We start from the raw sequence: 10567 nt of genomic DNA, 5'->3' as shown, positions 1-10567 counted from the left end.
ATTCGGCACGGGGCTTTTCTGCGTTCAGCCCTCGTTCACGTTGCGTGGACACGATCTCTGACATGGGCACAGTTGAAATGCTGCGAGCCGCAGGTGTCGGTACCGGAGACGAAGTCATCGTGCCGGCCTTCGGGAACACCGAGGTGGCCGAGGGTGTCGTGCAGGTGGGGGCCGAGCCGGTCTTCGCCGACATCCACCCGGAGACGTACTGCATCGATCCCTCCCACGTAGCCGCAGGTGTGAGCGCACGGACCGCGGCGGTCGTGGCCGTGCACCGCTTCGGGTACCGGGCGGACGTCGCCAGGCTGCGGGAGCTGGGGCGACGCCACGGGCTGTTGGTCCTGGAGGAGCCGGGCGAGTCCGAGAAGTCGTACGACGAAGTGGCGCAACGTCGGGTGCACGCGGCCTATTTGACCGCGAGGCTCAGCGGCGTACGGACTCCCGCCGTGCAGGAAGGGCACACATATCAGCAGTACGTGGTGCGGGTTCCCGGTAATGGGAGGCCGGATCGGGATGCCTTTGCTCAGGTGTTGCGGCGGAAGGGCGTCGAGTGCCGGGTGCCGGTGAAGACGCCTGTGCACCGGATGCCGGGATTTCGATGCGAGATCGGGCTTCCGGAGACCGAGCGCGCCGCCGATGAGACCCTCGCTCTGCCGGTCGACGCGGCAATGACGCGGCGGCAGTTGCAGCGGGTCGTGCACGCCTGCAATGCGCTCGGCGGATTGCTGCAGCCGGCCTTCTAGAGCCCGGCCGAATGGTGGTTCGGAGGGGCCTCAACATCAGGTACGCTTTTACCTGTTGCCGAGCGGGAAACCGCGAAAGCGACAGGCCCCTATAGCTCAGTCGGTAGAGCGTCTCCATGGTAAGGAGAAGGTCAGCGGTTCGATTCCGCTTGGGGGCTCAGGAATTGAGGCCCCCGCCCTGACTCAGGGCGGGGGCCTTTCTCGTTTCCCCCGCCCTGAGTCAGGGCGTCAGTCGTGGTGCAGGCCCGGCACACGCATCGCGAGGATCGCCATGTCGTCCGACGGGGCGTCAGCGGCGAAGCGCTCGACCGCGCGCATGATGCGGGCGGCCACGGCGCCGGCCGTCAGGCCCGTACACGTGGAGAGGACGTCGGCCAAGCCGTCGTCGCCGAGCATCCGGCTGCCCTCGCGGCGCTCCGTGATGCCGTCCGTGACGCAGAGCAGGACGTCGCCCGGGTCGAGCGTCACCGTCTGCTCGTACAGCTCCAGGTCGTCCATGACGCCGAGCAGCGGCTGCGGCTCCGCGTACGGCTCGACCGTGCCGTCCTGGCGCAGGCGGAGGGGGAGCGGGTGTCCGGCGCAGACCATCTTCAGGATCGCCGAACCGTCCTCCTGCGGCCACAACTCCCCGTAGAGCAGCGTCAGGAAGCGGCTGCGGGCGCCCTCGTCGAGGATCGCCGCGTTCAGGCGCTCCAGGACCGCGGGGCCGCCGAAGCCCTCGCGCGCGAGCAGGCGCAGGGCGTGGCGGGCCAGGCCCGTGACGGCCGCGGCCTCCGGGCCCGTGCCGCAGACGTCGCCGATGGCGAAGCCGTACGCGCCGTCCCGGATGGGGAACAAGTCGTAGAAGTCGCCGCCCACTTCGTTGCCCTCGCCGGCCGCGCGGTAGATGACCTCCACCTCAACGCCCGGGACATCGGGGAGTTCCGGCGGCAGGAGGCTGCGCTGGAGGGACTGGCTGATCGCCATGCGCTCCGAGTAGAGGCGCGCGTTGTCGAGCGCCAGGGCGGCCCTGCGGCTCAAGTCCTCGGCCAGCTCCAGGATTTCCTGGCGGAAGTGTTCGTCCGTCGGCTTGCCGAGGGTGAGCATGCCGATGACGCGGTTGCGCGCCACCAGGGGGAGCACGACGGTCTCGCCGCCGACCGCGGAGGCCGTCTGGAGCGTCGTGCCGATGCCGGAGCTGACGCTGACGCTCTCCTGTTCCCCAAGTCCCAGGCTCCTCATGGACGTACGCAGAGCGGCCTGGTGGGCGGCTTCGGCGGGGGCCGCCCAGACGCGGGCGCCCGGGGTCGGGACCGGGTCCGGAGGGGCGATCCTGGAGAGGAGGGCCTTGAGGCCGTCGATGCGTTCCTCGTCCTCGTGCAGCACATAGGAGAGGTACGGCTCCGAGGCCTGGTCGGCGATCGTGTAGACCGCGCACCACGTAGCGAGGGTCGGGACCGTCATCTGCGCCATGAGCGCCAGGGTCTGGTCCCGGTCGAGCGTGCCCGCCAGGAGGTCGGAGGCCTCTACAAGGAAGCTGAGCGAGCCGCGGCGGAGCTTTTCGAGCTCTCCAAGGCGGGCCGATTCCACGGCGAGCGCGATACGGTCCGCGGCGAACTGTAGGCGCAGCGCTTCTTCGTTCGAGTAGCGGTCGGGGGACTCCGCCGCGACTCCAAGGGAGCCCGTGAGGCGGCCCTCGACCTTGAGGGGCACCGTGACGACCGAGCGCATGCCCGTGCCGTTCAAGAGTGGTACGGCGCCGGGGACTTGGGTCAGGTCCTCGTGTACGGCCGGCATCCGGGCCGAGCCGTAGCGGTTGGGGCCGACTTCGACGGGCACGCGCGCGAAGCGCTGACGTGCGGACGGGAGGCCGGTGGAGGCGCGGACCTCCAACTCCGTCTCGTCGTCCGTCGCCAGGAGCAGGAACGCGGAGTCGCCGTCGAGCATGTCGCGGGCGCGCTCGACCGTGCGCTGGAGCAGGCCGTCGAGGTCGTCGGGGGCCGGCGAGCCGATGAAGACCTCGAACGGGTCGGAGCCCTGGCTCTCGCCGTGCGCCGCGGAATCCGGCGCCGGGACGCGCAGCGGGGTCTGGAGGACGGCCCGCTCGTGATCGCGTACGAGGAGGCACACGGTCGACGGTTCGCCGTCGGTGTCGCGGACGCGCAGGTGCGAGGCGTAGACGGGCGTCACGCGGCCGTTCGCGCTGCGGATGCCGTAACTGCCCTCCCAGCGCGAGAGTTGGAGCGCGTCGGCGATGCCCGTGCTCGTGCCCGGGGTGTGCGGCCAGGCCGCGAAGTCCGTGAGGGGCTTGCCGATGACCTGCTCGGAGACGTACCCGAAGAGCTCCTCCGCGTCCTCGTTCCACCCGGTGATCGCGCCGACCCGGTCGATCTGGACGACGGCCACGCGGACCCGGTCGTCGGCGAGCGGGAGGAGGTCCGTGGGGAGGTTGGGGCCGGCCGCGCGGGTGCCCACCGCGCGCTCGGGCAGGTCGAGTTGGAACCAGACCCGTTTGTGCGTGGCCGAATAGTCGACGCCCCAGCGGCCGGCGAGCGCCGCGCAGAGCTGGAGGCCGCGGCCGCCCTCGCGGTCCGGGCTCCCCATGTTCATGGCGGAGGACTGCAGCGGGATCTCGCGTTCCGGATAGCGGTCCGAGACCTCGATCCGAACGTGATCCTCACTTCGTAGGCACAGGACCTCCGCGGATGTGCCCGCGTGAACCACGGCATTTGTCACGAGTTCGCTGGTGAGGACGACGGCATCGTCGATGATGTCCGTATGCCCCCAGCCTTGGAGGGTGTCGCGTACGAAGGAGCGGGCGGTCGCGACGGAGCGTCCGACCGGCTCGAAAGTGGCAGCCGCGCGCGCGGTGATCACAGAACTCCCTGTACGAGTTGTACTCGTTGTCCGAGTGTCGAGGCCCAGGTCTCCCGTACCCATGTCTCGGCCGCCCCTCCGATGCCCGCTCGTTTTCCGCCACCGCCCAGGCCGGGCAGACCGGGGTGGGTGGACAGCCGCATGCAAGGTTACTTACCTTCGCCGTCACTGCGGATGCCGGTCGTCTGTGTTTCCGCCCGGAGGGTGTGCGGACGGTGTGCGAAGCTGCCGAACTGTTATGGCCTGGTTCAGCCATGGTGAAACACTGGGCAAGCTTCCATAGAAGAACGCATTGAAGTGTCGATGCGGCGGTAGAAGCGAATCCGAGAAACACCCGAGCAACCCGAGCAGTACAGGTCGATCCCTGCGGGAGGGACACAGTGGAGTCTGGCGCAGCGACGCGAAGCAAGAAGGCGCGCGCAGAAGGCGGACAGTCCCTGACAAAACAGCGCAAAGCGCGCGGTGGCAGCGGTACGACGACCGTGGATACCGCGGCTCTGAACCGCTTGCTCGCAGGTCTGGTCGCGATGAGAGACGGCAATTTCCGCAAGCGGTTGACCGTCAGCGGTGACGGGGTGATGTCGGAGATCGCGGCCGTCTTCAACGAGGTGGCCGACCGAAATCTGCACCTTACGGGCGAGATGTCCCGGGTGCGGCGCATGGTCGGCCGCGAGGGCAAGCTCACTGAGCGGCTCGAGGCGGGCGCCTGCGAGGGTTCCTGGGCCGCCGCGATCAACGCCTCTAACGCGCTCGTGGACGACCTCGTACGGCCCGTCTCGGAGGTCGGGAGGGTGCTCTCGGCGGTCGCGGAGGGCGACCTGTCGCCACGGATGGAGCTGCGGGCCCAGACGCCGGAAGGGAAGCCTGAGGGGAACGGGCATCCGCTGCGCGGCGAGTTCCTGAAGGTCGGCCGGACCGTCAACAATCTGGTCGACCAGCTGTCCACGTTCACCGACGAGGTCACGCGGGTGGCCAGCGAGGTGGGGACCGAGGGCAAGCTGGGTGGTCAGGCGCGCGTACGCGGAATGTCCGGTTCGTGGAAGGACCTCACGGATTCCGTCAACACGATGGCGTACCGGCTCACCGCCCAGGTGCGTGACATTGCTCTCGTCACGACCGCGGTGGCCAAGGGTGACCTGTCCCGAAAGGTCACGGTTCACGTCGCGGGCGAGATGCTCGAGCTGAAGAACACCGTGAACACGATGGTGGACCAGCTGTCGTCGTTCTCCTCCGAGGTCACACGGGTGGCCCGGGAAGTGGGCACGGAGGGTGAGCTCGGCGGGCAGGCGCAGGTGCCCGGTGTGGCCGGGGTGTGGAAGGACCTCACCGATTCGGTGAACCTCATGGCCGGCAACCTGACCGCTCAGGTGCGTGGGATCGCGCAGGTCACCACGGCCGTGGCCAATGGTGATCTGTCGCAGAAGGTCACGGTGTCGGCGCGCGGCGAGGTCGCGCAGCTCGCCGAGACCATCAACCAGATGACGGAGACGCTGCGTACGTTCGCGGACGAGGTCACGCGCGTCGCCAATGAGGTCGGTGCCGAGGGGCAACTCGGTGGCCAGGCCAATGTGCCGGGGGCAGCCGGTACGTGGAAGGACCTCACCGATTCGGTGAACACGGTTTTCCGGAACCTCACAACTCAGGTGCGGGACATTGCGACCGTCACGACGGCGGTGGCGAACGGTGATCTGTCGCAGAAGGTCACCGTCGATGTCGCCGGTGAGATGCTCGAGTTGAAGAACACCGTGAACACGATGGTGGACCAGCTGTCCGCTTTCGGTTCCGAAGTGACGCGCGTGGCACGGGAGATCGGTGTCGAGGGTGAGCTGGGCGGTCAGGCCCTCGTGCCCGGCGCCGCCGGTACGTGGAAGGATCTGACCGACTCCGTCAACACCGCGTTCCGGAACCTCACCGGACAGGTGCGCAACATCGCTCAGGTGACGACGGCGGTGGCGAACGGTGATCTGTCGCAGAAGGTCACCGTCGACGTCTCCGGCGAGATGCTCCAGCTGAAGAACACCGTGAACACGATGGTGGACCAGCTGTCGAGCTTCGCCGACCAGGTGACGCGGATGGCGCGGGACGTGGGCACGGAGGGTCGCCTCGGTGGTCAGGCCCGCGTGGACGGCGTGAGCGGTACGTGGAAGGAACTGACCGACTCCGTCAACTTCATGGCCGGGAACCTGACTTCACAGGTACGGCAGATCGCTCAGGTCACGACGGCCGTGGCGCGCGGTGATCTCTCCCAGAAGATCGATGTCGACGCGCGCGGCGAGATCCTGGAGCTGAAGAACACCATCAACACGATGGTCGACCAGCTCTCCGCCTTCGCCGACCAGGTGACCCGCGTCGCGCGCGAGGTGGGCACGGAGGGCCGGCTGGGAGGCCAGGCGCAGGTGCCCGGCGTGGCCGGTGTGTGGCGCGATCTGACGGACTCCGTGAACGGCATGGCCGGCAACCTCACGGCCCAGGTGCGCAACATCGCTCAGGTCGCCACCGCGGTGGCGCGCGGTGACCTGTCGCAGAAGATCGACGTGGACGCGCGCGGCGAGATCCTGGAGCTGAAGAACACCCTCAACACGATGGTGGACCAGCTGTCGGCCTTCGCCGAGCAGGTGACGCGGGTGGCCCGCGAGGTGGGTACGGACGGCATCCTGGGCGGTCAGGCCGAGGTGCAGGGCGTGTCGGGTACGTGGAAGGACCTGACGCAGTCCGTGAACGGCATGGCCAACAACCTGACGCTTCAGGTGCGGAACATCGCCGAAGTGACGACGGCCGTGGCGCGCGGCGACCTCTCCAAGAAGATCACCGTCGACGCCAAGGGCGAGATCCTCGAACTCGTCACGACGGTGAACACGATGGTGGACCAGCTGTCGTCGTTCGCCGAGCAGGTGACCCGGGTGGCCCGTGAGGTGGGTACCGAGGGTCAACTGGGCGGCCAGGCACGGGTTCCGGGTGTCACCGGAATCTGGAAGGACCTGAGCGACAACGTAAACCTGATGGCCAACAACCTGACCATGCAGGTGCGGAACATCTCCCAGGTCGCCAACGCGGTGGCCAACGGTGACCTGACCCGTCAGGTGACCATCGAGGCGCGCGGCGAGGTCGCGCAGCTCGCCGACACGTTCAACACGATGGTGCGGACGCTGAGTTCGTTCGCCGACCAGGTCACCAAGGTGGCCCGCGAGGTGGGCACGGACGGCATCCTCGGCGGCCAGGCCCGCGTACCCGGAGTGTCCGGTACGTGGAAGGACCTGACCGAGTCCGTGAACGGAATGGCCTCGAACCTGACCGGACAGGTGCGCAACATCGCGATGGTGACGACCGCCATCGCCAAGGGCGACCTGACCAAGAAGATCGACATCGACGCGCGCGGCGAGATCCTCGAGCTGAAGACCACGATCAACACGATGGTCGACCAGCTGTCGTCGTTCGCCGAGCAGGTGACCCGGGTGGCCCGTGAGGTGGGCACCGAGGGCCAGCTGGGCGGCCAGGCACGCGTGCGTGACGTCGACGGCACGTGGCGCGACCTCACCGAGTCCGTGAACGAGATGGCCGGGAACCTGACCCGTCAGGTGCGCGCCATCGCGGCCGTCGCCACCGCGGTGACCCGTGGCGACCTCAACCTCAAGATCGATGTGGACGCCGCGGGCGAGATCCAGGTCCTCCAGGACAACATCAACAAGATGATCTCGAACCTGCGCGACACCACGATCGCCAACGAGGAGCAGGACTGGCTCAAGGGCAACCTGGCCCGTATCTCGGGTCTGATGCAGGGCCGCCGCGACCTCGACGACGTGGCCGGGCTCATCATGAGCGAGCTGACGCCGGTCGTCTCCGCGCAGCACGGCGCGTTCTTCCTCGCGCTGCCCCTGGACGACAGCGCCGACGCGGCGATCGCCGACCAGGACGCGTACGAACTGCGCATGTGCGGGAGCTACGGCTACTCCATGGGCGCCATGCCGACGGCCTTCAGGCCCGGCGAGACGCTCATCGGGACGGCCGCCCAGGAGAAGCGCACGATCCTCGTGGACAACGCGCCCAGCGGCTACCTGAAGATCGCCTCCGGTCTCGGAGAGGCGCCTCCGGCTCAGGTCATCGTGATCCCTGTCCTCTTCGAGGACACGGTGCTCGGCGTGATCGAGCTGGCGTCCTTCACGCCCTTCACGCAGATCCAGAAGGACTTCCTGAACCAGATCGCCGAGATGATCGCGACGAGCGTCAACACGATCTCCGTCAACACCAAGACGGAGGTCCTGCTGAAGCAGTCGCAGGAGCTGACCGAGCAACTCCGTGAGCGCTCGGCCGAGTTGGAGAACCGGCAGAAGGCCCTCCAGGCGTCCAACGCCGAACTGGAGGAGAAGGCCGAACTGCTCGCCCAGCAGAACCGTGACATCGAGGTGAAGAACACCGAGATCGAAGAGGCGAGGCAGGTCCTTGAGGAGCGCGCCGAGCAACTCGCGGTCTCCATGCGCTACAAGAGCGAGTTCCTCGCCAACATGTCGCACGAGCTGCGCACGCCGCTCAACTCGCTGCTCATCCTCGCCAAACTGCTGGCCGACAACGCGGACGCGAATCTCACCCCGAAGCAGGTCGAGTTCGCCGAGACGATCCACGGAGCGGGCTCCGACCTGCTCCAGCTGATCAACGACATCCTCGACCTGTCGAAGGTCGAGGCGGGCAAGATGGACGTCTCGCCGACGCGTATCGCCCTGGTGCAACTCGTCGACTACGTAGAGGCCACGTTCCGGCCGCTGACCGCGGAGAAGCAACTGGACTTCTCCGTAAGGGTGTCGCCGGAACTGCCCACTACGTTGCACACCGACGAACAGCGCCTCCTTCAGGTGCTGCGCAACCTGCTCTCCAACGCGGTGAAGTTCACCGACTCCGGCGCCGTCGAACTGGTCATCAGGCCGGCGGGCGCCGACGTACCGAACGCGATCCGTGAACAGCTCCTGGAAGCGGGCTCGTTGACCGACGCCGACGGTGATGTCATCGCCTTCTCGGTGACCGACACCGGCATCGGCATCGCGGCCAGCAAGATGCGCGTCATCTTCGAGGCGTTCAAGCAGGCCGACGGCACGACGAGCCGCAAGTACGGCGGTACGGGCCTCGGCCTGTCCATCAGCCGCGAGATCGCCCGCCTCCTGGGCGGCGAGATCCACGCGCAGAGCGAGCCCGGACGCGGCTCGACGTTCACGCTGTACCTCCCGATGCACCCGAGCGAACTGCCGCCCCAGGGCTACGCACAGCTCGCGCCGACCATCGAACCGGGTGAGCGGCTCGCCCTCGACGCGGCGCCCGAGCCCGCCGAGGTGGAGACCCCGGCCGAGGTGAAGTCCTACCAGGACACCCAGAGCGGCCCCGCGGCCCTCTTCCGGCGCCGCCGCAGGCCGGCCTCGACGCCGCCCGAGCGGACGGCGCTGCCGGGCCCCCAGCCGACGCCCGCCCAGGAGCGCGCGGAGGAGCACTGGGACGGCACGGCGGGCGCGACGACGAGTGCGACGGGCGCGGCCGAGCAGAGCGTGCCCACAGGCGGGCACGGGCTCCTGTTCGGCGGCGAGAAGGTGCTCATCGTCGACGACGACATCCGTAACGTCTTCGCGCTGACCAGCGTCCTGGAGCAGCAGGGCCTCTCGGTCCTGTACGCGGAGAACGGGCGCGAGGGTATCGAGGTCCTCGAACAGCACGACGATGTGACAGTCGTGCTCATGGACATCATGATGCCGGAGATGGACGGTTACGCGACGACGACGGCGATCCGCAGGATGCCGCAGTTCGCCGGGCTGCCGATCATCGCGCTCACCGCGAAGGCGATGAAGGGCGACCGGGAGAAGGCCATCGAGTCGGGCGCGTCCGACTACGTTACGAAGCCGGTCGACCCGGATCATCTGCTCTCTGTGATGGAGCGGTGGATGCATGGTGAGTGACCGGAAACCGGAATGTTCAAGATGAGTTGCTGACTGAGTGTGGTCGAAGCCGTGTAGAAGCGCGGGATTCGGGGAACCTTCTGGTCTCCCACCGCGTTTCTGCTACGTGCACGGTGACATCGCGGTGACAGGGTGTGGCGACAGGCGGGGTGCGGCTACCATGACCGGCACAAGGACGGACGACGCAAGGGAGTCGTCCCCTGGGGTGGCGAAAGGAGCCTCCCCGAGTCCTGCGGACAGGGGCGGCCCCATGCCGGGGCGAGGAGGGCGGGCCATGGTTCAGAAGGCCAAGATCCTCCTGGTCGATGACCGGCCGGAGAATCTGCTGGCGCTGGAGGCCATCCTCTCCGCGCTCGATCAGACACTGGTACGGGCATCGTCCGGGGAGGAAGCGCTGAAGGCGCTGCTCACGGACGATTTCGCGGTCATTCTGCTGGACGTTCAGATGCCGGGAATGGACGGTTTCGAAACCGCCGCGCACATCAAGCGCCGCGAGCGGACACGGGACATCCCGATCATCTTCCTCACCGCGATCAACCACGGACCGCATCACACGTTCCGTGGCTACGCGGCGGGGGCGGTTGACTACATCTCCAAGCCGTTCGACCCCTGGGTGCTGCGCGCCAAGGTCTCGGTGTTCGTCGAGCTGTACATGAAGAACTGCCAGCTGAGGGAGCAGGCGGCGCTGCTGCGGCTCCAGCTGGAGGGCAGCGGCGGCGGCAAGGCCATCGGGGACTCCAAGGAGCCCGCGGGGCTGCTCGCCGAACTGTCGGCGCGGCTCGCCGCCGTCGAGGAGCAGGCCGAGGCGCTGTCGAAGCAGCTGGACGACGAGTCCGCGGACGCGGCCGCCGTGGCCACCGCCGCGCACCTGGAGCGCAAACTCACCGGGCTGCGCAGGGCACTTGACGCCCTGGAGCCCGGCACGGGGAGCGGCGCGCCTTCGGTGCCGTCCCAGAACTGAGGCCGCGGCCCCCGGATCCGGGGGCGCCGCTCGGGCTTTGAGGACGCGTCAGTTTTCGCCCCGTCAGTTCGCGACAC

The 10567-nt window shown here is 68.0% G+C and carries 4 protein-coding genes and 1 tRNA gene; 4 read left to right on the top strand and 1 reads right to left on the bottom strand.

Annotated elements, in window-relative coordinates:
- The first annotated feature begins 77 nt into the window (after positions 1 to 77).
- The gene (locus RBJ65_RS11310) at positions 78 to 743 is read left to right on the top strand and encodes a DegT/DnrJ/EryC1/StrS family aminotransferase (protein ID WP_306318317.1); all 666 of its coding nucleotides are present in this window, start codon (positions 78 to 80) and stop codon (positions 741 to 743) included.
- Between the two features lie 85 nt (positions 744 to 828).
- Positions 829 to 901, top strand: a tRNA-Thr gene (locus tag RBJ65_RS11305).
- Between the two features lie 70 nt (positions 902 to 971).
- On the opposite strand, the gene RBJ65_RS11300 is transcribed toward RBJ65_RS11305, so the two are convergent.
- Positions 972 to 3599, bottom strand: a complete 2628-nt coding sequence (locus tag RBJ65_RS11300; protein ID WP_306318024.1) for a SpoIIE family protein phosphatase — start codon at positions 3597 to 3599, stop codon at positions 972 to 974.
- Positions 3600 to 3979: 380 nt separating this feature from the next.
- Between RBJ65_RS11300 and RBJ65_RS11295 the strand changes: the two genes are divergently transcribed.
- The gene (locus RBJ65_RS11295) at positions 3980 to 9529 is read left to right on the top strand and encodes a HAMP domain-containing protein (RefSeq protein ID WP_306318025.1); all 5550 of its coding nucleotides are present in this window, start codon (positions 3980 to 3982) and stop codon (positions 9527 to 9529) included.
- 274 nt (positions 9530 to 9803) lie between these two features.
- Positions 9804 to 10490, top strand: coding sequence for a two-component system response regulator (locus RBJ65_RS11290; protein ID WP_306318026.1), 687 nt, complete (start codon positions 9804 to 9806; stop codon positions 10488 to 10490).
- The last annotated feature ends 77 nt before the right edge of the window (positions 10491 to 10567 follow it).

Origin of the sequence: Streptomyces sp. KL109B, from assembly GCF_030766935.1 — a bacterium.
Taxonomy (GTDB): Bacteria; Actinomycetota; Actinomycetes; order Streptomycetales; family Streptomycetaceae; genus Streptomyces.
Note: the sequence above shows the minus strand (reverse complement) of the source record. Positions and strands in the feature narration are given on the sequence as shown.